This is a genomic window from Streptomyces sp. NPDC006335 (assembly GCF_040612795.1).
Taxonomy (GTDB): domain Bacteria; phylum Actinomycetota; class Actinomycetes; order Streptomycetales; family Streptomycetaceae; genus Streptomyces.
The window spans coordinates 73,479-99,457 of sequence record NZ_JBEXQX010000022.1; the positions used below are offsets into that span (position 1 = coordinate 73,479).

Genomic DNA, 25,979 nt, shown 5'->3' on the forward strand with positions numbered 1-25,979 from the left:
GCCGAGGAGTGGTCGCACCTGCCGTAGAGCTGTGAGCTGATGGCGAGGAGTGGTCGCGCCTGCCGAAGTGCCCAGCGCTGGGGGGGGGCGAAGAGCCTCCGTGCTCGCCGAAGAGCCCTCCGCTACCGCTGAAGAATTCTCGCGCCCCCGGAAGGCTTTCGAGCCCCCGAAGACCCCCCGCTGCCGCCGAAGAGCTTCCGCGCCCGCCGGAAGGCCTCCGCGCCCGCTCGCCCAAGAGCCCACCGCTGCCGCCGAAGAGAACCGCGCCCCCCGCCCGAAGATCACCGCCCCCTCCTCCTCCGCCCACCCCGCCGACTAGGCTCACCGCCATGCCCACGGCCAGGAAGCGCGCCCGCACCTACGACTCCGTCAAGATCCGCGAGGCTCTGAAGAAGCAGTTCGGACATGTCCGGGACGCCGTGGGCGCCCTCACCCCCGAGCAGCTCGCCCTCGAGACCCGCCTGGCCGGCTGGACCGTGCGGGACCTGGCCGCGCACATCACCATGGCCGTCGAGACGGTCAGCCGGAACCTCGCCCGCGACGAACCGCCGGCGCCCCAGCTCGCCCTCCTCGACTGGCCCTTCGCCACCGCCGCCCGGGCCGGAGACATCGCCGACGGCACCCGGGAGCTGGCCACCGCCAACCCGGATCTCGACGCGCTGTACGCCCGTACCGAGGAGCGGTTCCTCGAAGCGCTGACCGCCCCCGGCTCCCGCGTACTCGCCGCCCGTACCGGTGCCATGACCCTGGCGGACTACCTGGTCACCCGGACCGTCGAGCTCGTCGTCCACACCGACGACCTCAACGCCGCCGTGCCCGGCCTCGACATCCCCTACGACCGCCAGGCGCTCGCCGCCTGCACCCGCCTCCTCGCCGACGCCCTCGCCGCCAAGGCGCCCGGCGGTTCGACCGAGGTGCGGATCCCGCCGTACGCCGTCGTGCAGTGCGTCGAGGGGCCCAAGCACACCCGGGGCACCCCGCCGAACGTCGTCGAGACCGACCCGCTGACCTGGATCCGGCTCGCCACCGGTCGGCTGACCTGGCAGGACGCGCTGGACGCGGCCAAGGTCAGCGCGAGCGGGGAACGGGCGGACCTGGGCGGGCTGCTGCCGATCATGGGCTGACACGGGGGGACGCGTCCTCGTATTGAGGGCGAACATGACAACAGACTGATAACGGGACCGAACCCGTCGCCCGCCTCCCGCGTCAAAGAGCCATGAAGCGGACGACATACGCCAAGTACGCGGCCGCGGCCCTGGTCGGGACCACCGTCCTGACCGCCTGCGGCACAGAGCCGGCGGGGACCAGGACCAAGGACGCCTCCGTCCTGGAGGACACCCTCGCCCACACCCCCTGGGTGCCGAAGAAGGTCACCGTCGACGGCAAGGACTACGCCCTGCCCACCGAGGGCGCTCGCAGGAAGGCCTACATCACCTTCAAGCCCGGCACCGCCGAACCGGGCGTCGACGGGGGAAGGTCCGGCGGCACCGTGGGCTGCAACAGCTTCGGCGCCGACGTGGACATCCAGGGCGACACCCTGAAGGTCTCCGACCTCGCCCAGACACTCATGGGCTGCCCCGGGGCCGTAGGAGAGTTCGAGGAGAAGTTCGTCGCCGTCTTCGACAACGACCTCAAGGCCCGCCTGGAAGGCCCCCCGGGTGCCAGGACCCTCACCCTGACCAGCTCTCGGGACGGCACCATCACCCTTCGCGAGCAGAAGCCTCCCGCCCTGAAGGGCACGCGCTGGTCCCTCGGCGGGAACGCCCATCTCACCCTCACCGAGACCAACACCGTCACCGGCAGCCTCGGGTGCAACAGCTTCCGCGGCAAAGCCACCGTCAAGGACGGCACGATCGAGTTCGGGCGCCTCGCGACCACGCGCATGATGTGTGCGGGCCCGGTGATGAAGACCGAGCGCGAACTCGCCGGGATCCTCTCCGGAAAGGTCTCCTACCAGCAGGAACACGATTCTCTGAAGATCACCAAGGCCCCCGGGAAGAGCGTTACGGCCCGGGCGGAGTAAGAAAGCCCACTCTCCGCGAATTCGGACCAGTGGTCGATCTCGCCTACACTCGGAACCGTGCCACGTGGTGACGGACGACTCAACCACGACCTGCTCCCCGGCGAGAAGGGCCCCCAGGACGCTTGTGGCGTCTTCGGTGTCTGGGCTCCGGGCGAAGAGGTCGCCAAGCTCACGTACTTCGGGCTCTACGCCCTCCAGCATCGGGGCCAGGAATCCGCGGGAATCGCGGTCAGCAACGGCTCCCAGATCCTCGTCTTCAAGGACATGGGCCTCGTGTCCCAGGTCTTCGACGAGACCTCTCTCGGTTCGCTCCAGGGTCACATCGCGGTCGGACACGCCCGCTACTCGACCACCGGCGCCTCCGTGTGGGAGAACGCCCAGCCGACCTTCCGTGCCACCGGGCACGGTTCCATCGCGCTCGGCCACAACGGCAACCTGGTCAACACGGCGCAGCTCGCCGAGATGGTCGCCGACCTGCCCAAGCAGGAGGGCCGCAGCCCCCGTGTGGCCGCCACCAACGACACCGACCTGCTCACCGCGCTCCTCGCGGCCCAGGTCGACGAGGACGGCAAGCCCCTGACCATCGAGGAAGCGGCCCCCGTGGTCCTCCCCCAGGTCCAGGGAGCCTTCTCGCTCGTCTTCATGAACGAGCACACCCTCTACGCCGCCCGCGATCCGCAGGGCATCCGTCCGTTGGTCCTCGGCCGTCTGGAGCGCGGCTGGGTCGTCGCCTCCGAGTCCGCCGCCCTCGACATCTGCGGCGCCGCCTACGTCCGCGAGATCGAGCCGGGCGAGTTCGTCGCCATCGACGAGAACGGTCTGCGAACCTCCCGATTCGCGGAAGCGAAGCCCAAGGGCTGTGTCTTCGAGTACGTCTATCTGGCGCGCCCCGACACCGACATCGCCGGCCGGAACGTGTACCTCTCCCGCGTGGAGATGGGCCGCAAGCTCGCGAAGGAAGCGCCCGTCGAGGCCGACCTCGTCATAGCGACCCCGGAGTCCGGCACCCCGGCGGCCATCGGCTACGCCGAGGCGTCCGGCATCCCCTTCGGCGCGGGCCTGGTGAAGAACGCCTATGTCGGCCGTACGTTCATCCAGCCCTCGCAGACGATTCGCCAGCTCGGCATCCGCCTGAAGCTGAACCCGCTCAAGGAAGTCATCAAGGGCAAGCGCCTGGTCGTCGTCGACGACTCGATCGTGCGCGGCAACACCCAGCGCGCCCTGGTCCGCATGCTCCGCGAGGCGGGCGCCGCCGAGGTCCACATCCGGATCTCCTCGCCCCCCGTGAAGTGGCCCTGCTTCTTCGGCATCGACTTCGCCACCCGCGCGGAGCTCATCGCCAACGGCATGACGATCGACGAGATCGGCACCAGCCTGGGCGCCGACTCCCTCGCCTACATCTCCATCGACGGCATGATCGAGGCGACCACCATCGCCAAGCCGAACCTGTGCCGCGCCTGCTTCGACGGCGAGTACCCGATGGAGCTCCCGGACCCCGAGCTGCTCGGCAAGCAGCTCCTGGAGACCGAGCTGGCCGCCGGTCCCGCCGCCACGGCCGCCGCCGACGCGATCCGCCGCCCGTAGGCAGTCCGTCATACCTGCCGTACGACACGAAGGTTCTCTACTGCCATGTCTGAGACAACTGGTGCCAGCTACGCAGCCGCGGGCGTCGACATCGAGGCGGGCGACCGCGCCGTAGAGCTCATGAAGGAGTGGGTGAAGAAGACCCAGCGCCCCGAGGTCCTCGGCGGCCTCGGCGGTTTCGCCGGCCTCTTCGACGCCTCCGCCCTCAAGCGCTACGAGCGCCCCCTGCTCGCCTCCGCCACCGACGGCGTGGGCACCAAGGTCGACATCGCGCGCCAGTTGGGCGTCTACGACACCATCGGCCACGACCTGGTCGCGATGGTCATGGACGACATCGTGGTGTGCGGTGCCGAGCCGCTGTTCATGACCGACTACATCTGCGTCGGCAAGGTCCACCCCGAGCGGGTCGCCGCCATCGTCAAGGGCATCGCCGAGGGCTGTGTGCTCGCCGGGTGCGCCCTGGTGGGCGGTGAGACGGCCGAGCACCCCGGTCTACTTGGCCAGGACGACTTCGACGTCGCCGGCGCCGGTACGGGCGTCGTGGAGGCCGACCGGCTGCTCGGCGCCGATCGCATCCGTAAGGGTGACGCGGTCATCGCCATGGCGGCCTCGGGTCTTCACTCGAACGGGTACTCGCTCGTGAGGCATGTGCTCCTGAACCAGGCCGGCCTCGCTCTGGACGCCCGCATCGAGGAGCTCGGCCGCACCCTCGGCGAGGAGCTCCTGGAGCCCACGAAGATCTACTCGCTGGACTGCCTGGCCCTGATCCGCACGGCCGAGGTGCACGCCTTCTCGCACGTCACCGGTGGCGGCCTGGCGGCCAACCTGGCCCGTGTCATCCCCGACGGCCTGCACGCGATCGTCGACCGCACCACCTGGACCCCGGACCCGATCTTCGACCTCGTCGGGAAGACGGGTCAGGTCGAGCGCCTGGAGCTGGAGAAGACGCTGAACATGGGCGTCGGCATGATCGCGATCGTGCCCGAGGAGTCGGCGGACGTCGCCCTGGCCACCCTGGCCGACCGTGGGGTCGAGGCATGGGTCGCGGGCGAGATCACGGACCGCGGCGACCACGCCACGGGTGCGGAGCTGGTGGGCGACTACGCCGCGTAAGACGCGGAGGCAGCGCAAAACCCGGTCCGGTGGTGTGGATCACCCCGGACCGGGTCAAGCACAGCTAGAGCGTCAAGCGCCGCGGCGGTGTTGCGAAGAGGGGCCGGACTCGTCGTCCTCGTCCTCGTCGTCGTTGTAGAGATCCGCGTACTGGGCGTACGGGTCGTCTTCCTCGTCGTCGTCCTCGAACGGCTCGCCATTCGGCGGCTGGCTCGAAGTCGAAGCGCCCAGCTCATTGGCCAGACGCGACAGATCTGTCCCGCCGCTGCTGTACTTCAGCTGGCGGGCGACCTTCGTCTGCTTGGCCTTTGCCCGGCCGCGCCCCATGGCTCGACCCCCTCGGATACGGGGCTCGGTGGCCCCAGAGTCTTGACACGCGTTCATGATCTGGAACGGACTCTCCGCGGAGAGACCGGTCCGTAGGGCTTCCACGGTACCTGAGCCCACGCCCATACGGTACGTCGCCCGCAGCACGGGCCCTGCACCGGCACCCGCGGGGAGCCCCGTCCCCGCTGGTCAACCGCGATTTTAACCACTTCTTCGCGGCCGACCCGCCGACGAACGTGAGAGTTCTCTCTAAGTGTGCGCCGACGGGTACCGGTCAAACGTCAGTGCGCCGGTCGCACGGCCGCCTCGTGCATCCGCTGCTCGGCGATCCGGTCGGCCGCGGCAGCCGGCGGAATCCCGTCCTCCTTCGCACGTGCGAATATGGCGAGCGTGGTGTCGTAGATCTTCGCGGCCTTCGCCTTGCACCGCTCGAAGTCGAACCCGTGCAGCTCGTCGGCGACCTGGATGACCCCGCCGGCGTTCACCACGTAGTCCGGCGCGTAGAGGATCCCGCGGTCGGCGAGGTCCTTCTCCACGCCCGGGTGTGCGAGCTGGTTGTTGGCGGCACCGCACACGATCCGCGCGGTCAGCGCGGGTACGGTGTCGTCGTTGAGGGCGCCGCCGAGCGCGCAGGGGGCGTAGATGTCGAGGCCCTCGGCGCGGATGAGGGTGGCGGTGTCGGCGACGGCCCTCACGCCCGTCGGATGCGCGGCGAGGATCCGGCCCACGGCCTCCTCGCGCACGTCCGTGATCAGGACCTCGGCGCCCTCGTCCCGCAGGTGCTGGACCAGGTGGTGCCCGACCTTGCCGACACCGGCGACGCCGACCGTACGGCCGCGCAGCGAGGGGTCGCCCCACAGGTGCGCGGCGCTGGCCCGCATGCCCTGGTAGACGCCGAAGGCGGTGAGGACGGAGGAGTCGCCGGCGCCGCCGTTCTCGGGCGAGCGGCCGGTGGTCCAGCGACACTCACGGGCGACGACGTCCATGTCGGCGACGTAAGTGCCGACATCGCAGGCGGTGACGTAGCGCCCGCCGAGCGAGGCCACGAAACGGCCGTACGCGAGGAGCAGTTCCTCGCTCTTGTCGCGCTCCGGGTCCCCGATGATCACGGCCTTGCCGCCGCCGTGGTCGAGCCCGGCCATGGCGTTCTTGTACGACATCCCGCGCGCGAGGTTCAGCGCGTCGGCGACGGCCTCCTGCTCGCTCGCGTACGGGTAGAAGCGGGTCCCGCCGAGGGCGGGGCCGAGCGCGGTGGAGTGGAGGGCGATGACGGCCTTGAGGCCGCTCCTGCGGTCCTGGCAGAGCACGACCTGCTCATGACCGCCCTGGTCCGAGTGGAACAGGGTGTGCAGCACATCGGCAGCGGCGCCGGTTACGTCGGTCACTGTGGTGACTCCTGGGTAAATTGCGGCGATGGGGCACAGGGCCCCGTACGGGTGGCGGGGCCTGTGAGCACGAGATTAGGGCCTGTGGCGGCCCGCGACCGTGCAGTGCTCAGGATCACCTTCGCCGGGGGTGTCGGCGTGCGACGATTTGCATAGTTTTCCCGCGCGTTTGTGTGCGGGTTTCGCAGGTTTTCCCGGCAGGCGGCGGGGGAGAGAGCAGGCGTGCCCAAGGTGTCCTCGGTGATCGTCCCGTACGCGACCTATCTGCGCGTGTACGAACCGCTGGCCGCCTTCCCCGAGCCCGAGCGCAGCCACTGGGCACGCTACGCCCGCCGCCCGGACCGTCCCTCGTACCAGGACGAACTGCGCCGCTCCCTGGCCGACCTGCTGCCCGTCCCGCCGGTCCCGGTGCCGGTGCACGAGAGCAGCGACGCCTTCGTGGTCGACGTGGACGGCGTGGTGTGCGTGTGTCCGTGGCGCACCCGGCTGCGCGGCTGGCTGGCCCTGGAGGAGCTCGGGCAGGAGCTGCCCGGGCCGGTCCTGGACGCGGTGCTGCCCGAGGTCGTACGCCGCGAGACCGCCCAGGACTACGAGCGCTGGCTCGCCCGCAACCCGGACGCCCGGCCCTGGATCCGCACCGCGACCTGGCAGGTGCCGCTGAACTGGTTCGTGCTGGTCTCCGACGAGGAGCGGCGGTTCGACAAGGGCTCCGGTGAGATCCCGCCGCTGCTGCGCTACCGCACCCCCATGGTGCAGGCCCGGCGGCGCGTGGCGCGGGCTCTGCGGACCCTCAAGGACGCCATCGACGAAGGGCCGCTCATCGACGGCCTGATCGACGTCGGGCGCTGGCTGGAGGAGTTCCACCCGCGCTCACTGGTCGAGCTCGACTACGGCGGTCTGGTGCACGTGCTCCCGCCGGGCGAGTTGGAGGACGACCACTCGGCGGCGGACGTGGCCGAGGGCATCGAGGCGCTCAGGCACGGTGACGGGGCCGCTGCGGGCGAGGCCTACGGGCGGCTCGTGGAGCGCTGGCGGGCCGTCAGGGACCGTCGCTCGGCGAACTGAATGTGCCCCATGTCACGAACAGGCGTTTGACCTGACGCCCGTTTTGAGGTTTTGTCCTCGCTCAAGGTGTTCAACTTCCCCTGAAGTCTCACCGACAAGGGACGTAGGTCCCGATCCGGGCGTACGCCTCACGGAGTGTCAAGCGTGACGGACCGCACGTACCCGGCTCTTGCATCTCTTGCCCCTCCTCATGCCAAAATAGGACAAGGGGCCCGGGGGAGGTTCCGCTTTGGGGGGTCTGGTGACTCCTGATCGCTGCTGTGACTGATCGTCACAGTGGCGTGACTGTCCGCTATGGCATGGTCCATCGGCTTCCGTCGCCGATGAACACCTGGGGGGCAATTCCATCGGTTTGGCCGACGCGGCTGGACAGATGGTGTAGTTGTAGTGCCGAGGACAAGCCGTTCGTCCTATAACCGACTCGACCCGCATCCGCCATTTCGGGCAACGCGGGTCAAGGTGCAGAATTTAGAGGAAAGAACCGAGAAGGTTCGGTTCTCCCGAGGAGGCCGCTCATGACCGCTCGCACCCCTGATGCCGAGCCGCTGCTGACCCCGGCTGAGGTCGCCACGATGTTCCGCGTGGACCCGAAGACGGTCACGCGGTGGGCGAAGGCCGGCAAGCTCACGTCGATCCGTACGCTCGGCGGGCACCGCCGTTACCGCGAGGCTGAGGTCCGCGCTCTGCTCGCGGGCATCCCGCAGCAGCGCAGCGAGGCCTGAACAACTGAATAACCGGGCAAACCGGCCGACCCCCCAGTTGGCCGCGGCGCCCGAACACTGGCTCCAAGCGACGCGGGTCCTGCCCCAACAGGGCCCATTCTCAACCTCGTCGTCGATCGCGCTGGACTCCGCCGAGTCCAGCGCGATCTTTTTTGTGCGCGGACTGTGGGCGGCCAGCCGTCTTGTGAGCGGGCTTGTCGGAGTCTGGGGAGGGGTGTCGGGTCTCCTGTGAGGCACCCTCTGGAGGACCTGTGGCCAGGGGTGCAATTGCACATATTAAATTGACCTGTTGTAGGAGAGCGGTAAGTTCCACGGTTCCAAAAACTCATGCGGTGACTCCCGTCACATGCCAGAGTCCTTGTTGCCGTCGGTCCCGGTGCGCTATTGGACGTTACGCCGGGGAGGGAGTCCCGTCTTCTGCGGGCTCCTCCAGGGGGGCCTCTGGAGAGGCCGTGGGGGCGGAGTCCATCGCCAGCCGCAACAGGCGGTGGCAGATCGGGCAGTGGCGGGTCACATGCCGATACGACGACGCGGCCGACAGATGCGCGCGGAGCAACGCCCGCGTCTCGTGCCTGACCGATGCCGCCATACGCCACCTCCGGGCTCCGTTGGGAACGGGGGCCTGGTTTCTGGGTACCGGCGCTTCGGGACGCCGTCAAGATGGCGTGGCGCTCCTCGGGCCCTGCGGACCCCTGCTGACCGCCCGTCAGACCCACCCGCACGGAAGCGCCCTCCCTGGCGCCACCGGCCCCTGCTCCGGCCGCCCAGGGCTCGTCCCGGAACCGGGGGCTGAGGGGGCTGAGACGGGCGCGGAGGGCTCGTCCTCGGACGCTGGGCCGGCTGAGACGGCTTGGCCAGGCGCCGAGTGGAAGGCCCGCCCCTCACCGCACCACACGAAGAAGATCCTGGGTGTCGTGGCAGGCGGATCCGGTCGCCCCGTACACGAAGAAGGCCCGCTCCCGTTGCGGGGATGCGGGCCTGGCTTCTTACTGCGGTCCTGACGGGATTTGCTGTGTCTGATTGCGGCTCCGCCGCGGGCGCGGCCTTCGGGCATGAAGAAGGCCCGCCCCCGTTGCCGGGATGCGGGCCTTACTTCTCACTGCGGTCCTGACGGGATTTGAACCCGCGGCCTCCACCTTGACAGGGTGGCGAGCACTCCAAACTGCTCCACAGGACCAGGTTTCGCGGCGCTTACTGGTGCGTTGCGCTGCGAGAAGGACTGTACAGGAGCAGGGAGGCCCTGGTCGAACTCACCCTGTGTGAAGGTGTCGTCACGGAGCCAGGGTGTCGATCGCCTTCACGATCCGCTTGTCGGAGATGGGGTACGCCGTGCCGAGCGCGTGGGCGAAATAGCTGACCCTGAGCTCCTCGATCATCCAGCGGACGTCGTGGACCTGCTGGGGCACGGGCCGGCCCTGGGGGAGCTGTTCCAGGAGCCAGGCGTACTCGTCCTGCATCTCGTGGACCTTCTCCATACGGGTCGTGTCCCGCTGGACGTTCGTCGCCATCTGCTGGAGACGGCGGTCCGCCGCGACCAGGTAGCGCATCAGGTCGGGCAGCCGGCGCAGGCCCGTCTCCGTCACGAAGCCCGGCTTCACGAGCGCGTCCAACTGCTTGCGCACGTCCGCCAGGTTCGCCAGCAGCGCCGGGCTCCGTACGGCCTTCAGGCGCCGCTCACAGGCCTGCCAGGCGGCGAGCACCTGCTGCACCTGCCCGACCGTACGGACCGTCGTGTCGACGATCTCGGCGCGCACCTTGTCGTACAGCTTCCGGTACGACTCCTCGTCCCACGCCGGCCCCCCGAAGTCCCCGATCAGCTTGTCCGCGGCCGCCGTCGCGCAGTCTTCGAACAGCGCCTGGATCGAGCCGTGCGGGTTCGCCGACAGCGCGAGCTTCTGGGGGTTGGTCAGCTTCTCGGACGCGAACTTCGCCGGGCTCACCGGGATGTTGCGCACGATCAGCCGTCGCGTGCCCTTCCACATCGCCTCGGCCTGCTCGGCCTCCGTATCGAAGAGGCGGACGGAGACGGTGTCGCCGTCGTCCACCAGCGCCGGGTACGCCTTCACCGGCTGGCCCGCGCGGCGGGTCTCGAAGACACGCGTGAGCGTGCCGATCGTCCAGTCGGTCAGGCCCTTGCGCTCCAGGGACTCGCCGCCGGTGCGCTCGGCGGTCGCCGCGGCGGCCTGTGAGAGGGCCTGGCGTGCCTTCGGCTTCAGCTTCAGGCGCAGGGACTCCAGGTCCTTGTCCTCGGCGAGCTTGCGGCGCCGTTCGTCGACGATCCGGAAGGTGATGCGCAGGTGGTCCGGGATCCGCGACTGGTCGAAGTCGTCGGCCTCGAAGGGGACTCCGACCATGCGCTTCAGCTCGCGGGCCATCGTGACCGTCAGAGGCTCCTGCAACGGGACGGCCGTGTCCAGGAACCGCTTCGCGAAGTTCGGTGCCGGCACGTAGTTTCGGCGGATCGGCTTGGGGAGGGAACGGATCAGCTCCGTCACCAACTCCTCCCTGAGGCCCGGGATCTGCCAGTCGAAGCCCTCGTCCTTCACCTGGTTCAGGACCTGGAGCGGGATGTGGACGGTCACACCGTCCGCGTCCGCACCCGGCTCGAACTGGTACGTCACCCGGAACTTCAAGGGTCCTTGCCGCCAGGAGTCGGGGTAGTCGGCCTTCGTGACCGCCTCCGCCGACTCCCGGATGAGCATCTCCCGCTCGAAGTCCAGGAACTCCGGCTCCTCGTGCCGCTTCCGCTTCCACCACGAGTCGAAGTGCGCCCCTGACACGACGTGTTCGGGCACCCGCTGGTCGTAGAAGTCGAAGAGCGTGTCGTCGTCGACCACGATGTCCCGGCGCCGCGCCCGGTGCTCCAACTCCTCGACCTCGCTGAGGAGTCGGCGGTTGTCGGCGAAGAACTTGTGGTGGGTGCGCCAGTCGCCCTCGACGAGCGCGTTGCGGATGAAAAGCTCGCGGCTCGACTCCGGGTCGATACGGCCGTAGTTGACCTTCCGCTGGGCGACGATCGGCACGCCGTACAGCGTGACCTTCTCGTACGCCATCACCGCGGCCTGGTCCTTCTCCCAGTGCGGTTCGGAGTACGTCCGCTTCAGCAGGTGTTCCGCGAGGGGCTCGACCCACTCCGGCTCGATCTTGGCGTTGACGCGGGCCCAGAGGCGGGAGGTCTCCACCAGCTCCGCCGACATCACGAAACGCGGCTGCTTCTTGAAGAGGGCCGAGCCCGGGAAGATCGCGAACTTGGCGTTGCGGGCACCCAGGTACTCGTTCTTGTTGCCGTCCTTCACGTCCTTCATCCCGATGTGGGAGAGGAGGCCGGCGAGGAGGGAGACGTGGACGCTCTGGTCGGCCGCGTCCTCCTCGTTGAGGTGGATGCCCATCTGCTTGGCGACGGTCCTCAACTGCGTGTAGATGTCCTGCCATTCGCGGATGCGCAGGAAGTTGAGGTACTCCTGCTTGCACATCCGGCGGAAGGACGACGAGCCGCGCTCCTTCTGCTGCTCGCGGACATAGCGCCACAGGTTGAGGTACGCGAGGAAGTCGCTCGTCTCGTCCTTGAAGCGGGCGTGCTGCTGGTCGGCCTGGGTCTGCTTGTCGGCCGGGCGCTCGCGCGGGTCCTGGATGGACAGCGCGGCGGCTATGACCATGACCTCGCGGACACAGCCGTTCTTGTCGGCCTCCAGGACCATGCGGGCGAGCCGCGGGTCGACGGGGAGCTGGGCGAGCTTGCGGCCGGTGTCCGTGAGCCGCTTGCGTACGTCCTTCTGCGCCGGGTCCAATGCGCCCAGTTCCTGGAGGAGTTGGACGCCGTCACGGATGTTGCGGTGGTCCGGCGGGTCGATGAACGGGAACTTCTCGATGTCCCCGAGGCCGGCCGCGGTCATCTGGAGGATGACGGAGGCGAGGTTCGTCCGCAGGATCTCGGCGTCCGTGAACTCCGGGCGGGCGTTGAAGTCCTCCTCGCTGTACAGGCGGATGCAGATGCCGTCGGAGGTACGGCCGCAGCGGCCCTTGCGCTGGTTGGCGCTGGCCTGCGAGACCGGCTCGATGGGCAGTCGCTGCACCTTGGTGCGGTGGCTGTAGCGGGAGATGCGGGCGAAGCCGGGGTCGATGACGTACTTGATGCCGGGGACGGTCAGGGAGGTCTCGGCGACGTTGGTCGCCAGAACGATCCTGCGCCCGGTGTGCGGCTGGAAAACGCGGTGCTGCTCGGCGTGCGAGAGCCGGGCGTAGAGAGGGAGGACCTCGGTGAAGCGGTAGTTCTTCTTCACCAGGGCGTCCGCGGTGTCGCGGATCTCCCGCTCTCCCGAGAGGAAGACGAGGATGTCGCCCTTGCCCTCGCCCTGGAGTTCCTCGACCGCGTCGCAGATCGCGGTGATCTGGTCGCGGTCGGAGTCGTCCGAGTCCTCTTCGAGGAGCGGTCGGTAGCGGACCTCCACCGGATAGGTACGTCCGCTGACCTCGACGATCGGGGCGTCCCCGAAGTGCCGGGAGAAGCGCTCGGGGTCGATGGTCGCCGAGGTGATGACGACCTTGAGGTCGGGGCGCTTGGGCAGCAGCTGGGCGAGGTAGCCGAGCAGGAAGTCGATGTTGAGGGACCGCTCGTGGGCCTCGTCGATGATGATCGTGTCGTAGGCGCGCAGCTCGCGGTCGGTCTGGATCTCGGCGAGCAGGATGCCGTCCGTCATCAGCTTCACGAAGGTCGCGTCCGGGTTCACCTGGTCGGTGAAGCGCACCTTCCAGCCGACGGCCTCGCCCAGCGGGGTGTCCAGCTCCTCGGCGACCCGCTCGGCGACGGTACGGGCGGCGATCCGGCGGGGCTGGGTGTGCCCGATCATGCCCTTGACGCCCCGGCCGAGCTCCAGGCAGATCTTCGGGATCTGGGTGGTCTTGCCGGAACCGGTCTCACCGGCCACGATCACGACCTGGTGATCGCGGATGGCGGCCGCGATGTCGTCCTTCTTCTGGCTGACCGGGAGCTGCTCGGGATACGACACGGCGGGCACGCGGGCCCGGCGGGCGCCCACCCGCTCCTCGCCCTTGCCGATCTCCGCCTCGATCTCGGTCAGCACGGCGGCCCGCGCCTCCGGCTTGCGGATCTTGCGCGCGCCTTCGAGCCTGCGCCCGAGCCGGTGCGCGTCACGCAGGGACAGCTCGGTCAGGCGGGCGGCGAGGTCCGCGAAGGCGGGGGCGCCGGGGGCGGGGGCAGGGTGCGTAGACATACGCGATCCAGGATCTCATCCCGGCGAAATTAGTGGCGAACGGTTTTGTCCGGCGTCGTAGAGCACATACAACAAGACCCCGATCCGGAGATCGGGGTCTGTGCTGTGGCTGGGGCCGGGGTCGAACCGGCGACCTACCGCTTTTCAGGCGGTCGCTCGTACCAACTGAGCTACCCAGCCATGAGGCTTCCGGGGAAACCTCAGCGGTCCTGACGGGATTTGAACCCGCGGCCTCCACCTTGACAGGGTGGCGAGCACTCCAAACTGCTCCACAGGACCAAGCTTTGTGCACGAACAGTGTCGCACACGGTGTTGCGTGCCCCCAACGGGATTCGAACCCGTGCTACCGCCTTGAAAGGGCGGCGTCCTAGGCCGCTAGACGATGAGGGCTATCGGCCCGCCTGGGCGCTTCGCAGCGCGTCGGGGACGTGAGAAGCATATGGGATGCCGGGAGGTATCGCCAAAACGGTTTAGGGGCTCCCCGAGGGCGAGGGTGTGCGCGAGCCGGTGGGGGAGCCGGTCGGGGACGGGGTCGCTCCCGGCTGGTTGTCCTCCGGGAGGTGGCGGCTGACCTCCGCCGTCGTGAGGCCGAGGCCGCCGAGTTTGATCTCGTCCCAGGCCTGGAGGCGGCGGGTGTCGCGGTCCATGTAGAGGATCGAGGCCTCGATGGGGTCGGGGTACTTGCCCTCGACGGCCCGTAGCCCGCTGCCGCCCGTCGAGCCCTCGACGCGCAGCCGCGTGCCCTTCTCCATGACCTCCATCTCCTGGTGGTGGAGGTGGCCGGACAGGATCATCGGGACCTCGCCGTCGACCCGGCGGGCCGCCGAGGGCTCGTGGGCGATGGCGAGGTCGACCGGGGTGCCCGCGGCCCGCTGCGCGCGCAGGGCGGCGGCCAGGCGGTCGCCCGCCGCCTCCTGGGACTCGTCGGCGCCGGGGTTCGTGGAGCGGTCGGGGGTGAACTGGGGGTCGCCGATGCCCGCGAACCGCAGCCCGGCGATCGTCCGCGCCCTGCCGTCGTCGAGGACGTGGACGTGCTTGAGGCCCTCCATGTAGCGCTGGGTGGTCAGGGAGTCGTGGTTGCCGCGGACCCACACGTACGGCGCCCCGAGGTCCGGGATCGGGTCGAGGAAGCCGTTCTCCGCCGCCGTGCCGTGGTCCATGGTGTCGCCGGAGTCGACGATCACATCGACCTTGTACTGCTTCACCAGCGAGGCGATGATCTTCCAGCTCGCGGGGTTGAGATGGATGTCGGAGACGTGCAGGACCCGGATGGTGGTGGGGTCCGGCTGGTAGGCGGGGAGCGTGGACGTGACGTCGTAGAGCTTCGTCACGTTCGTCACCAGGCGGGCCAGCTCCTTCTGGTAGACGTCGAACTCGGTGACGATGCTGCGCGCGTTGCCGACCAGTGAGGGGGCGGAGGAGAGCAGCCCCGAGAACTTCGGCTCCAGGACCGACTCCGGGTTCCAGGTGGCGTACGCCGTGCCGCCGGAGGCCGCCAGGAGGGTGAGGGCGAGGCCGCCGGCCGCGAGGGCCCGGCGGGGGCGGCGGTAGACCGCGAGGCCGAGTGTCGTGGCGCCCGCCACCACGGCGACGCAGGAGCGCAGGGCGAGGTCGAGGGTGCCGTGCTCGACGTCCGTGGCGACCTCGTCCTGGAGGCCGGAGAGGCGCTCGGGGTGGTCGACGAGGGCCTGGGAGCGTTCCGGGTCGAGCTGGTCGACGTTGACGTCGAGGCGGACCGGGGCCTGGTGGCTGTCCAGTTGGAGCGCGCCGAGCGGGCTGATGTTGATCTTCGTGCCGCCGGTCAGGGACGGGCGCAGGGTCATCGTCGTGTTCATGGGGCCGACCGGGACCCGGACGTTCCCGACGATCAGCAGACCGAGCCAGGCGCCCAGCAGGACGACGGCGACCAGACCGAGGGCGCGGGCCCAGGGGTGCGGCTGGTGGACGAGCTCGACGGACGGGTGGGAGCGACGCCTGCCGTACTGGCGGGCGAGGGCTCGCGGGGGCTTTCGTAGGGCGTTCAGGATGCTCCGGACGTTCAGGACTGCGGCGGGGACGCGGGCCATTGGTCCCGTATGCCCAAGTCCGCCCGCGGATATGCGGCGTGCTCATGACTCTCGTACGGATGGGTCGTACCGGAGAATGGGCCTGTGCTGGAGATGACGCGCGAGGAGTTCGAGGAACTGGTCGCCGAGGCGCTCGACCGGATTCCGCCGGAGTTGACGCGGCTGATGGACAACGTCGCGGTGTTCGTCGAGGACGAACCGCCGGCGGACGATCCCGAGCTGCTCGGGCTGTACGAGGGCACGCCGCTGACCGACCGGGGCGAGTGGTACGCCGGGGTGCTGCCGGACCGCATCACGATCTACCGGGGGCCGACCCTGCGGATGTGCGATTCCCGCGAGGACGTGGTCGCGGAGACCGAGGTGACGGTCGTGCACGAGATCGCCCATCACTTCGGGATCGACGACGAGCGGCTGCACGCGCTCGGGTACGGGTGAGTGGGTTTCGAACGGGGCGCGTGTCCTCTTGTGGGCGGCGGGAGTTGGGCACGTTGACTCTTTGACGACCGCCCTCGGAGGTGGCTGCTCGTGCGCCCCTTGTACGTACCCGTCCGTCTGGCCGCCACGGTCATGGCCGTCGCCGCCGCAGCGGGCTGCATGAGTGTGGGCGGGGACGACGGAGGCGGCGGCGCGAAGCCGTCGCACTCCGCCGGTGAGCGCGGCGGGGAAGCACCGGACGGGGGTTCGGTGGGCTCGGGCGGCTCCATGGGGCTCGGCGGGACCGGCTCGGACGGCAAACACGGCAAGCACGCCAAGGGGAAGCACGGGAAGGAGTCGGCCTCGCCGTCGGCGTCCGCCTCGGCGAAAGCCGGCGCGTCGGCCTCGGCGGGGGTGAAGTCGGGGAGCTCGGTGAAGCCGGTGCCCTCGGCGCCCAGGACCGACCCGGCGCCCACCCGCACGCCCGATCCGGAGCCGCCGGCGCCGAGCGAGCCGCCCGCGTCGCCCACGCCGTCGCCGCCGCCCGCCGAGCCGTCCTCGTCCGCGCAGCCGGAGACCGGCACACAGCTCAGCCAGCGGGAACCGGCGCCCACCGCCGGGTCGCCGGTGTGATGTCGAGAAGCCCGGAGTGACCTGCGATACATACGAGGGCATCGGTTTGCCTTCGGGGGTGACAGGTGCGTATGGTTATAGATCGTTTGATCATTTGCCCGGCGCCAAAGCAGAAGAGCGCCGTGTGGCGCGTTCTCTCCCTTGCCGTGGCTGACCGCATAGAGGCGGTCGTATTGCGAAAACACGGAGTTGACGGGCGCGTGCCGACGAGACTCCGGAAGGTTTCGCATACGCATGTCCATTTCCAGTACTGATCACGTCGTCGTGCCCGAGAACGAGGGCACCGAAGTCGCCGTGGAAGCTCCCGAGGCCACCTTCGCGGACCTCGGTCTCCCCGAGGGCATCGTGCGCAAGCTCGCGCAGAACGGCGTGACCACCCCCTTCCCGATCCAGGCCGCGACCATCCCGGACGCCCTGGCCGGCAAGGACATCCTCGGCCGTGGCCGCACCGGCTCCGGCAAGACCCTCTCCTTCGGTCTGCCGACCATGGCGCGTCTCGCCGGTGGCCGCACCGAGAAGCACAAGCCGCGCGCGGTCATCCTCACCCCGACCCGCGAGCTCGCGATGCAGGTCGCGGACGCCCTCCAGCCCTACGGCGACGTCCTCGGCCTCAAGATGAAGGTCGTCTGCGGCGGTACGTCGATGGGCAACCAGATCTACGCCCTGGAGCGCGGTGTCGACATCCTCGTCGCCACCCCGGGCCGCCTGCGCGACCTCATCAACCGCGGCGCCTGTTCCCTGCAGGACATCGAGGTCGCCGTCATCGACGAGGCCGACCAGATGTCCGACCTGGGCTTCCTGCCCGAGGTCACCGAGCTGCTCGACCAGGTCCCGGCCGGCGGCCAGCGGATGCTGTTCTCGGCCACGATGGAGAACGAGATCTCCACCCTGGTCAAGCGCTACCTGAGCAACCCCGTCACGCACGAGGTCGACAGCGCCCAGGGCAACGTCACGACCATGTCGCACCACATCCTGATCGTGAAGCCCAAGGACAAGGCGCCGGTCACCGCGGCCATCGCCTCCCGCAAGGGCCGCACCATCATCTTCGTCCGCACCCAGCTGGGCGCCGACCGCATCGCCGAGCAGCTGCGCGAGGCCGGTGTGAAGGCCGACGCGCTGCACGGCGGCATGACCCAGGGCGCGCGCACCCGCACGCTGGCCGACTTCAAGGACGGTTACGTCAACGCGCTCGTCGCCACCGACGTCGCCGCCCGCGGCATCCACGTCGACGGCATCGACCTCGTCCTGAACGTCGACCCCGCCGGTGACCACAAGGACTACCTGCACCGGGCGGGCCGTACCGCTCGCGCCGGCCGCACCGGCACGGTCGTGTCCCTGTCGCTGCCGCACCAGCGCCGCCAGATCTTCCGGCTGATGGAGGACGCGGGCGTCGACGCCGGGCGTCACATCATCAACTCCGGTACGGCCTTCGAGCCCGAGGTCGCCGAGATCACCGGCGCCCGTTCGATGACCGAGGTCCAGTCCGAGTCCGCGGCCAACGCGGCTCAGCAGGCCGAGCGCGAGGTCGCCCAGCTCACCAAGGAGCTGGAGCGGGCGCAGCGCCGCGCGACCGAGCTGCGCGAGGAGGCCGATCGCCTGGTCGCCCGGGCCGCCCGCGAGCGCGGTGAGGACCCGGAGACCGCGGTCGCCGAGGCGCAGGCCGCGGTGGCAGAGGCGACGGAGGCGGCCGCGGCCGTGTCCGTGCCCGAGCAGCCGGCCGCGCAGGACGAGCGCCGGGACGACCGTGGCGGTCGTTCGTACGAGCGTCGTGACAACGACCGTGGTGGCTTCCGCCGCGACGAGCGTCGTGACGACCGTGGTGGCCGTTCCTTCGAGCGCCGTGACGACCGTGGTGGCTTCCGTCGCGACGACCGCCGTGACGACCGTCCCGCGGGCCGTTCGTTCGAGCGTCGTGACGACCGTGGTGGCTTCCGCCGGGACAACGAGCGTCGGGACAACGACCGTGGTGGTTTCCGTCGTGACGACCGCCGTGACGACCGTCCCGCGGGCCGTTCGTTCGAGCGTCGTGGCTTCCGCCGCGACAACGAGCGTCGGGACAACGACCGTGGCGGCTTCCGCCGTGACGACCGTCCGTCCGACCGTCCGGCGGGTCGTTCCTTCGAGCGCCGTGACGAGCGTGGCGGCCACCGTGGCAGCGACCGTCCGTTCAACCGTGACCGTCAGGGCGACCGCCCGGGCTTCCGCTCCGGCGGCCACGACCGCCCCAGCCACGACCGCCCCTACGGCCGTCGTGACGACCACCGCGGTGGCACCGGCACCGGCACCGGTTCCTTCGGCCGCCGCGACGACAAGCCGCGCTGGAAGCGCAACGGCTGACACAGCGTGAACTGAGAGAGGGCCCGTACGACTTCGGTCGTGCGGGCCCTTTTCGCATGCGTAATCGACTACCGAAGCCTGTGTGGCGGTTGTTAACATCCGCTGTATCGCGTGGCGGAGTGTGGCCGAGGGGGAAGACAAGGCCTGCCGGTGCGCCTTTTCTTACTTCCCTGGGGAGGGACCCTTGACCCGGCGTGCCCGGATCGCACTCACTCTTGCCTCGCTGGCCGCTCTGAGCGCCGGCACCCTGACGTCCGCGGGCCCGGCGGCCGCGGACACCACTCCGACGCCGATCGCCACGGACGGCGTGTGGGGCATCGACTACGCGGCCGGTTACCTGGCCAGTGTCGAGTACCGGCCCAGCGGCGACCAGTACGTCGTCGGCCGGCAGCTCTCGCCCGACGGTTCCGCCGTGCTGGCGGAGGCCACCCGCGGATACGCCGGCGTCTTCGCCGACGGCACCCACCTCCAGCGTGTGCCGTGCGACGCGGGCGGGTGCGTGCCGCTGCGCTCCACCGGCACGCAGAGCGTCGGCTACTTCCAGGTCGACGAGTACGACAAGGAACGCGCCCAGATCTGGACGGAGCCGAACAGCTACCACGGGACGGAACCCGCCGTCACCGGCGGCCGGTTCGTGGACGCCACCGGACGCTACTTCGTCTACGACGCGGCCTCCACCGGCAAGCAGTACGTCGACGCCGTGAACCGGTACCGCTCCGAGGACGTCCGGCTGACCCGTTCCGTCACGGCCGCCTCCGTGTGGGGCTCGGCGCTGTGGACACCGGGCTCGGGCAACGGCGTGGTCACCCAGTACGACCTGGAGGGGAAGAAGACGGTCGCGACCGTCTCCACCGGAGCCCCCTGCACGGTCAAGGAGCTCCAGGTCATCGGCCGCTGGATCTACTGGAACTGCGGCCCGACGGGCGCGGCGGGCGTGTACGACCGTACGGCGAAGAAGAACATCAAGGTGCCCTCGGGCCCCGCGCTCGTCGGCGACGGCTATCTCGTCCAGCACGACCGCAGCGCCGGAAAGCTCATGCTGACGGACTACCACTCCGGTACGGCCGCCGCCGCGCGCGCGATCGCCGACCTGCCGGCCGGGAACACCGCCGACCAGCGGCGGCTGACCTGGTCGGTGGACAAGTTCGGCGGGGGCATCGCCTACGTCGACGCCGACCACACGATCCGTGTCGCGCCGAGCGGGGTGCCCGCCCAGGCGCTCGGGAAGATCGAGTCGGACCTCGACGACGGCGACTTCGACGCCGCCGGCCGCTACAGCGGCAACATGACCTGGAACAGCACCTGGCAGCTGAACAAGCCCGCCGACTGGACCTTCACGGTCAAGGACGCCCAGGGCCGCACCGACCGCACCCTCAGGGGCAGCGGTACGGCGATCGACCTGGCCTGGGACGGGAAGACGGACTCGGGCGCCTACGCCTACAACGGCCCCAAGACCTGGACGCTGACCGCCAGGGCCGCCGACGGCGGGGGCACGTACACCACCAGCGGGAAGTTCGGGCTGACCGGCGGCCGCCAGGGCCACCACGACCAGGGCGGCTACGCCTACGGCGAGCTGGCCACCCTCAACTCCTCGGGCACTCTGAGCCTCCAGTACACCAGGGGCGCAGGGAAGTTCGACTGGAAGCAGAACGGGTCCGGCTGGCCCGCGGGCACGGTCGCCGTCCCGTTCGGTGACATGGGCAAGGACCGCTGCGCCGAGATGCTGGTCCGGATGCCCAACGGCGAGCTGCGCCGCTACGCGGGCAAGTGCGGGGAGGCGTCGTACGCCCCCGCGAGCAGCCACACCTCGCTGGGCACCGGCTGGAACGCGTACAACGTCCTGACCGCACCCGGCGACCTGACCGGCGACGGCCGTACCGACCTGCTCGCCCGCAAGGCCTCGACCGGTGACGTCTACCTGTTCGCCAACGACGGCGCGAGCAAGCTCAAGCCGGGCGTGAGGATCCGCAGCTGGGCGACGTACAAGAAGATCGTCGGCGCCGGTGACCTCACCGGCGACGGCTTCGGTGACGTCCTGGTGCAGGACGGCGCCGGGACGCTGTGGCGCTACGACGGCACCGGGTCCGGCCAGGTCAAGGAGCGGGTGAAGGTCTTCTCCAACTGGGGGACCTCCTACAACGTGATCGTCGGCGTCGGCGACATCACCGGCGACGGGAAGAACGACCTGGTCTCGCGGGACACCGCGGGCAACCTCTACCGCAACAACGGCGACGGCAAGGGCTCGTTCGGGGCGCGCACGAAGATCGCCACCGGCTGGCAGACCTACAAGGGGATCTTCTGATGCGGCACATGATTCGAACCGGGGCCGCGGCCGGCGTTCTGGCACTGGGCCTCGGACTCACCCCGCTGCTCGCGGCGCCGGCCGTCGCGGACACCCCGGGACAGCTCGACATCACGCCCAACTGGCGTGCCGTGCCCCGCGAGGACTCGCTGGGCTCCTTCGGCGCCACCGGGTTCGTGCACTCGCCCGAGGACGCCGACCCGAGCTCCGGGCAGGAGTTCCAGTGGACCCGGTTCGACACCGGCCAGACCACGTCCCTGCTCGGCTACGGCAACAACGAGGACGCCGGTTTCGCCGAGTTCGGCGCCGAGTCGGACTACGTGGCCCACCACAACCTGGGTTCGATCGACATCCAGAACATGGCGGACGGCTCCACGCACCGGTTCACCGTGCCCTACGGCTCCGGTGACCTCTTCAGGGGCCTGCTCGGCGCCACCGTCCTGGTGCAGGACTACACGGACAACGACCTCCAGACGGTGGACAGTTGGTACCTGCTGCCCGCCGACAACCCGGTCGTCGACGCCAAGGTCACCGTGACCGGCTGGCCCGAGGGCACGGACCTCAAGCAGGTCCGGCTGGTCGCGGGTGACGCCCGCGAGGCCGTCGTACGGTTCGCCACCTCGGCCGCCGACGCGGAGAACGGCCGCTACGACCGGCTCGGACTGATCGACCTGAGCACCGGTCAGCTGCGGACCCTCGACGCGAACACGGGCTGGTCCCCGTATGTCGCGCTCGCCGGGGACGACCTGCTGTGGATCGACGCCGACCGGGTGGCCCACGTGCGTTCCCGCACCGACCTGGCCGCGCCCGAGCGGACCTTCCCGGTCCCCTCCGACCTGGACCTCTCCAAGATCGGGCTGCTCGACGGCTGGCTGCTGGCCTTCACCCAGGCCGACGGCACGGACGCGGCACTGAAGCGGAACCTGGTCGCGCTCTCCTTCGACGGGCAGCGCCGGACCCTGCTGGAGAAGGCCGACAAGGAGGCCGTGCAGATCGAGGGCGGCGGGGTCGCGGTGATCGGCGGGACCTCCTCGGCCGACTGGTACGTCCAGAAGGCCACGGTCGGCGCGGACGGCGTGCCGGGGCTGGAGAAGGTGCGGCGCCTGGACCCGGTCGCGGCCGGCGTCGACGCGATCGCGCTGAGCGCGGGCACCCTGTCCACCGTGGAGAAGGAGGGCCCGCAGGGCGCCGGCTTCTACCACCGCACCCTCAGCCCCGCCCAGGCGCCGACCTCCGCGTCCGACCCGGTCTACGCCGGCCGGGAGAGCGGGCGGTCGTACGACTACACGGTGTGCGGGCAGTCGCTGTGCACCCAGCTCCTCAACAGCGGTGACGGGCGCACGGTCTACCAGGTCCGCAACTTCGAGTCGAGTCCCGCCCAGGTCGAGATCGTCGGCCGCCGCGGACCCGACCAGGCGGACCGCGCCCTGACCGGGAACTCCGACGGGCGGCTCACCGAGGCCACCGGCCGGTACGCCGTCTACCAGAGCGGCCGGCCGACGGTCCCCGGATACCCGGTTGAGGACGGGGTGACGATCGTCGTCGACCTCGACACCGGGTCGGTCGTCGACCAGCGGCCGGAGACCGGCGCGACCGTGTGGGGCGGCACGCTCTACGCGGCCACCGCCACGGCCGGCACGGTCGCCCGCAAGGACCTCGCCACCGGTAAGGACACCGGCACCCTCGACACGGGCGCGCCCTGCGTACCGGTCGAGCTGCAGAGTGCCGGGCCGTGGCTGTACTGGACCTGCGCGCAGTTCCAGCAGCACGGCGTGGTCAACGTGAAGACCGGCGAGAAGATCGCGCTGCCCGCAGGCCGGGGCGGTCTGCTGGGCGACGGCTACTTCGTCAACCAGCGCTACACCGGCACCAACCTGCGGCTGACCGAGTTCCAGAGCGGCGGCACCGCCGTCACCCGGGACCTCGGCATCCCGATGACGACCGACGGCAGCGAGACCCGCCGCCGGACCTGGGCCGTGGACCGCTTCGGCGGCGGCATCGCCTACGTCGACCGGCAGAACCTCGTCCATGTCGTGCCGAGCGGCGTGCCCGCCTCGCCGCTGGCCGCGACCCGGGCCGTCACGCCGACCGCGTTCAAGGCGGCGGACACCTGGAAGGCGTCCTGGCAGCTGTCCAAGCCGGCCGCCTCGTGGAAGCTGACGCTGAAGGCGGCCGACGGCACGGTGGTGCGCACCCTCGCCGGCGGCGAGTCCCGCAGCTCGGTCACCGCCGCGTGGGACGGCCGTACGGCGTCCGGGAGTTGGGCTCCCAACGGCACGTACACCTGGACGCTCACCGCCCAGCCCGCCGACGGCCAGGGCGCTCCCCTGACCGCGTCCGGCAGGGCGGCGCTGTCGGGGGGTGCGGCCGTGCGCCACGACCACGTGGGCTCGGACGGCATCGGTGACCTGGTCACGCTCGATTCCTCGGGCGCGCTGGCCTTCCAACCGGGCACGGGCAAGGGCACGTTCTCCGGCAAGGTCACCGGCACGGGCTGGCCCACCACCGCGCGCTTCGTCCCGTACGGCGATCTGAGCGGGGACCGCTGCGACGACGTCCTGGTGCGGCTGAGCAGCGGGGCGCTGCGCGCCTACAAGCCGGGGTGCGGGGCCGCGCTGAAGCCTTCGACGCCGTACACCTCGCTGGGCACGTCCGGCTGGAACCAGTACGACGTGCTGACCGCGCCCGGTGACGTGACCAAGGACGGGCGCCCGGACCTGATCGCGCGCAGCTCCTCGACCGGGACCGTGTACCTCTACAAGGGCACCGGGACGGGCACGTTGTCGGCCCGGGTGAAGCTCTACGACAACTGGAAGACGTACAAGAAGGTCGTCGGGGCCGGGGATCTGAACGGTGACGGCGTCGGCGACCTGCTCGCCCAGGACACGGCGAACAACCTGTACCGGTACTACGGCAAGGGCGACGGGACGTTCTCGGCGCGGACGAAGTTGTACACGGCGTGGGGCGGTTCGTACAACGCGGTCGTCGGCGTCGGCGACATCACCGGCGACGGCAGGGCGGACCTGGTCTCCCGGGACACCGGCGGCACGGTGTGGCGCAACGACGGTGACGGCAAGGGGTCGTTCGGGGCGCGGGTGAAGATCGCCACCGGCTGGCAGGGCTACAAGGGCCTTTTCTAGCCAAGTTGTGATGCATGTCACGCCCCCGGTGAGGGAATCGCTGGGGGCATGACAGATGACGACGCAGCGAGAGGGCTCTCCGACGAAGAACGGCTTGCCCAGCTCGGCTACACGCAGGTCCTCGCCCGCCGCATGTCGGCGTTCTCCAACTACGCGGTCTCCTTCACGATCATCTCGGTCCTGTCGGGGTGCCTGACCCTCTACCTCTTCGGCATGAACACGGGCGGCCCCGCCGTGATCACCTGGGGCTGGGTCGCCGTAGGTCTCATGACGCTGTTCGTCGGCCTGTCCATGGCCGAGATCTGCTCGGCGTACCCGACCTCCGCGGGCCTGTACTTCTGGGCCCACCGCCTGGCCCCGCCCCGGACCGCGGCCGCCTGGGCCTGGTTCACGGGCTGGTTCAACGTGCTGGGCCAGGTCGCGGTGACCGCGGGCATCGACTTCGGCGCCGCGTCCTTCCTCGGCGCCTACCTGAACCTGCAGTTCGACTTCGAGGTGACGCCCGGCCGGACCGTGCTGCTGTTCGCGGCGATCCTGATCCTGCACGGCCTGCTGAACACCTTCGGCGTGCGGATCGTCGCGCTGCTGAACAGCGTGAGCGTGTGGTGGCACGTGGTGGGCGTGGCGGTGATCGTCGGCGCCCTGACCTTCGCCCCCGACAAGCACCAGTCGGCGTCCTTCGTCTTCGGCGAGTTCGTGAACAACACGGGCTGGGGCAGCAGCTTCTACGTGGTCCTGCTCGGCCTCCTGATGGCCCAGTACACCTTCACCGGCTACGACGCCTCGGCCCACATGACCGAGGAGACCCACGACGCCTCCACGGCGGGCCCCAAGGGCATCGTCCAGTCGATCTGGACGTCGTGGATAGCGGGCTTCGTCCTGCTCCTGGGCTTCACGTTCGCGATCCAGTCCTACGACGGCGCCCTCGACTCCCCGACGGGCGCGCCGCCGGCCCAGATCCTCCTCGACGCGCTCGGCGCCACCGCCGGCAAGCTCCTCCTCCTGGTCGTCATCGGCGCCCAGCTCTTCTGCGGAATGGCCTCGGTGACCGCCAACAGCCGCATGATCTACGCCTTCTCACGCGACGGCGCCCTGCCGTTCTCGCACGTCTGGCACACCGTCAGCCCCCGCACCCGGACCCCGGTCGCGGCGGTGTGGCTGGCCGCGGGCGGAGCGCTGGTGCTGGGCCTGCCGTACCTGATCAACGTGACCGCGTACGCGGCGGTGACGTCCATCGCCGTCATCGGCCTCTACATCGCCTACGTCATCCCGACCCTGCTGCGGCTGCGCAAGGGCGACGCCTTCGACCGGGGGCCGTGGCACCTGGGCCGCTGGTCCGGCGCGATCGGCGTGGTCTCGGTGGCGTGGGTCGCCGTCATCACCGTGCTGTTCATGCTCCCGCAGGTCTCCCCGGTCACCTGGGAGACCTTCAACTACGCCCCGGTCGCCGTCCTGGTCGTCCTCGGCTTCGCCTGGACCTGGTGGACGGCCTCGGCCCGCCACTGGTTCCTCAACCCCGAGCACGAGCGCACCAAGGCCCGCGAGGCGGCCCGCGCGAACGCCCCCGAACCGGTCGATCCCTGATCTTCCCGCCCGTTCCGCCCGCCCGACGCGGCCGTGTCCCCGATACCCGATCG

Annotated in this window: 17 protein-coding genes and 4 tRNA genes; 12 read left to right on the plus strand and 9 right to left on the minus strand. The window is 70.0% G+C overall.

Features of this window, described 5'->3' with window-relative positions:
* Positions 1 to 329 precede the first annotated feature (329 nt).
* From ABZ098_RS38980 to purM, 4 genes are all read left to right on the plus strand, one after another.
* On the plus strand, positions 330 to 1,124 hold the full coding sequence (locus ABZ098_RS38980; RefSeq protein WP_356598710.1) for a sterol carrier family protein: 795 nt from the start codon (positions 330 to 332) through the stop codon (positions 1,122 to 1,124).
* A 92-nt stretch (positions 1,125 to 1,216) separates the two neighbouring features.
* Positions 1,217 to 2,023 (plus strand): META domain-containing protein, encoded by an 807-nt coding sequence (locus ABZ098_RS38985; RefSeq protein ID WP_356598712.1) that lies wholly within the window; start codon positions 1,217 to 1,219, stop codon positions 2,021 to 2,023.
* A gap of 57 nt (positions 2,024 to 2,080) precedes the next feature.
* Positions 2,081 to 3,607 carry an amidophosphoribosyltransferase gene (purF, locus tag ABZ098_RS38990; RefSeq protein ID WP_356598714.1) on the plus strand — a complete coding sequence of 509 codons (1,527 nt, stop codon included), beginning with the start codon at positions 2,081 to 2,083 and terminating at the stop codon, positions 3,605 to 3,607.
* 45 nt (positions 3,608 to 3,652) lie between these two features.
* Positions 3,653 to 4,720, plus strand: a complete 1,068-nt coding sequence (gene purM, locus ABZ098_RS38995) for a phosphoribosylformylglycinamidine cyclo-ligase (RefSeq protein WP_356598716.1) — start codon at positions 3,653 to 3,655, stop codon at positions 4,718 to 4,720.
* A 72-nt stretch (positions 4,721 to 4,792) separates the two neighbouring features.
* On the opposite strand, the gene ABZ098_RS39000 is transcribed toward purM, so the two are convergent.
* On the minus strand, positions 4,793 to 5,047 hold the full coding sequence (locus tag ABZ098_RS39000; RefSeq protein WP_123990237.1) for a DUF3073 domain-containing protein: 255 nt from the start codon (positions 5,045 to 5,047) through the stop codon (positions 4,793 to 4,795).
* A 281-nt stretch (positions 5,048 to 5,328) separates the two neighbouring features.
* On the minus strand, positions 5,329 to 6,432 hold the full coding sequence (locus ABZ098_RS39005) for a Glu/Leu/Phe/Val dehydrogenase dimerization domain-containing protein (RefSeq protein ID WP_356598718.1): 1,104 nt from the start codon (positions 6,430 to 6,432) through the stop codon (positions 5,329 to 5,331).
* A gap of 222 nt (positions 6,433 to 6,654) precedes the next feature.
* Here ABZ098_RS39005 and ABZ098_RS39010 point away from each other — a divergent pair, with 222 nt between their 5' ends.
* Positions 6,655 to 7,497, plus strand: coding sequence for a hypothetical protein (locus tag ABZ098_RS39010; protein ID WP_356598720.1), 843 nt, complete (start codon positions 6,655 to 6,657; stop codon positions 7,495 to 7,497).
* A gap of 515 nt (positions 7,498 to 8,012) precedes the next feature.
* Positions 8,013 to 8,219: a developmental transcriptional regulator BldC gene (gene bldC / locus ABZ098_RS39015; RefSeq protein WP_003949541.1), complete on the plus strand. Its 207-nt coding sequence runs from the start codon at positions 8,013 to 8,015 to the stop codon at positions 8,217 to 8,219.
* 391 nt (positions 8,220 to 8,610) lie between these two features.
* On the opposite strand, the gene ABZ098_RS39020 is transcribed toward bldC, so the two are convergent.
* The 7 genes from ABZ098_RS39020 to ABZ098_RS39050 form a co-directional block, all read right to left on the minus strand.
* Positions 8,611 to 8,808: a DUF6274 family protein gene (locus ABZ098_RS39020; RefSeq protein ID WP_356598722.1), complete on the minus strand. Its 198-nt coding sequence runs from the start codon at positions 8,806 to 8,808 to the stop codon at positions 8,611 to 8,613.
* Positions 8,809 to 9,321: 513 nt separating this feature from the next.
* Positions 9,322 to 9,396, minus strand: a tRNA-Asp gene (locus ABZ098_RS39025).
* A 94-nt stretch (positions 9,397 to 9,490) separates the two neighbouring features.
* The gene (gene hrpA / locus ABZ098_RS39030; RefSeq protein ID WP_356598724.1) at positions 9,491 to 13,450 is read right to left on the minus strand and encodes an ATP-dependent RNA helicase HrpA; all 3,960 of its coding nucleotides are present in this window, start codon (positions 13,448 to 13,450) and stop codon (positions 9,491 to 9,493) included.
* A gap of 106 nt (positions 13,451 to 13,556) precedes the next feature.
* A tRNA-Phe gene (locus ABZ098_RS39035) sits at positions 13,557 to 13,630 on the minus strand.
* A gap of 24 nt (positions 13,631 to 13,654) precedes the next feature.
* Positions 13,655 to 13,729: transfer RNA gene (locus ABZ098_RS39040), tRNA-Asp, on the minus strand.
* 38 nt (positions 13,730 to 13,767) lie between these two features.
* Positions 13,768 to 13,840, minus strand: a tRNA-Glu gene (locus tag ABZ098_RS39045).
* Positions 13,841 to 13,920: 80 nt separating this feature from the next.
* On the minus strand, positions 13,921 to 15,516 hold the full coding sequence (locus tag ABZ098_RS39050; RefSeq protein ID WP_356598725.1) for a metallophosphoesterase: 1,596 nt from the start codon (positions 15,514 to 15,516) through the stop codon (positions 13,921 to 13,923).
* Positions 15,517 to 15,600: 84 nt separating this feature from the next.
* Between ABZ098_RS39050 and ABZ098_RS39055 the strand changes: the two genes are divergently transcribed.
* From ABZ098_RS39055 to ABZ098_RS39080, 6 genes are all read left to right on the plus strand, one after another.
* On the plus strand, positions 15,601 to 15,951 hold the full coding sequence (locus ABZ098_RS39055) for a metallopeptidase family protein (protein ID WP_356598727.1): 351 nt from the start codon (positions 15,601 to 15,603) through the stop codon (positions 15,949 to 15,951).
* 90 nt (positions 15,952 to 16,041) lie between these two features.
* Positions 16,042 to 16,563 carry a hypothetical protein gene (locus tag ABZ098_RS39060; RefSeq protein ID WP_356598729.1) on the plus strand — a complete coding sequence of 174 codons (522 nt, stop codon included), beginning with the start codon at positions 16,042 to 16,044 and terminating at the stop codon, positions 16,561 to 16,563.
* Between the two features lie 234 nt (positions 16,564 to 16,797).
* Positions 16,798 to 18,900, plus strand: a complete 2,103-nt coding sequence (locus ABZ098_RS39065) for a DEAD/DEAH box helicase (protein WP_356598731.1) — start codon at positions 16,798 to 16,800, stop codon at positions 18,898 to 18,900.
* Positions 18,901 to 19,084: 184 nt separating this feature from the next.
* Positions 19,085 to 21,202 (plus strand): VCBS repeat-containing protein, encoded by a 2,118-nt coding sequence (locus ABZ098_RS39070; protein ID WP_356598733.1) that lies wholly within the window; start codon positions 19,085 to 19,087, stop codon positions 21,200 to 21,202.
* Positions 21,203 to 21,210: 8 nt separating this feature from the next.
* Positions 21,211 to 24,342: an FG-GAP-like repeat-containing protein gene (locus ABZ098_RS39075; protein WP_356598735.1), complete on the plus strand. Its 3,132-nt coding sequence runs from the start codon at positions 21,211 to 21,213 to the stop codon at positions 24,340 to 24,342.
* A 48-nt stretch (positions 24,343 to 24,390) separates the two neighbouring features.
* Positions 24,391 to 25,926, plus strand: a complete 1,536-nt coding sequence (locus ABZ098_RS39080; protein ID WP_356598737.1) for an amino acid permease — start codon at positions 24,391 to 24,393, stop codon at positions 25,924 to 25,926.
* Positions 25,927 to 25,979 lie beyond the last annotated feature (53 nt).

Excerpts from the sequence above, each read along its gene's own strand:
- ABZ098_RS38980 (WP_356598710.1), top strand. The coding sequence starts at position 330 with ATGCCCACGGCCAGGAAGCGCGCCCGCACCTACGACTCCGTCAAGATC.
- ABZ098_RS38985 (WP_356598712.1), top strand. The coding sequence starts at position 1,217 with ATGAAGCGGACGACATACGCCAAGTACGCGGCCGCGGCCCTGGTCGGG.
- purM (WP_356598716.1), top strand. The coding sequence starts at position 3,653 with ATGTCTGAGACAACTGGTGCCAGCTACGCAGCCGCGGGCGTCGACATC.
- ABZ098_RS39000 (WP_123990237.1), bottom strand. The coding sequence starts at position 5,047 with ATGGGGCGCGGCCGGGCAAAGGCCAAGCAGACGAAGGTCGCCCGCCAG.
- bldC (WP_003949541.1), top strand. The coding sequence starts at position 8,013 with ATGACCGCTCGCACCCCTGATGCCGAGCCGCTGCTGACCCCGGCTGAG.
- ABZ098_RS39020 (WP_356598722.1), bottom strand. The coding sequence starts at position 8,808 with ATGGCGGCATCGGTCAGGCACGAGACGCGGGCGTTGCTCCGCGCGCAT.
- hrpA (WP_356598724.1), bottom strand. The coding sequence starts at position 13,450 with ATGTCTACGCACCCTGCCCCCGCCCCCGGCGCCCCCGCCTTCGCGGAC.
- ABZ098_RS39050 (WP_356598725.1), bottom strand. The coding sequence starts at position 15,516 with ATGGCCCGCGTCCCCGCCGCAGTCCTGAACGTCCGGAGCATCCTGAAC.
- ABZ098_RS39065 (WP_356598731.1), top strand. The coding sequence starts at position 16,798 with ATGTCCATTTCCAGTACTGATCACGTCGTCGTGCCCGAGAACGAGGGC.
- ABZ098_RS39075 (WP_356598735.1), top strand. The coding sequence starts at position 21,211 with ATGATTCGAACCGGGGCCGCGGCCGGCGTTCTGGCACTGGGCCTCGGA.
- ABZ098_RS39080 (WP_356598737.1), top strand. The coding sequence starts at position 24,391 with ATGACAGATGACGACGCAGCGAGAGGGCTCTCCGACGAAGAACGGCTT.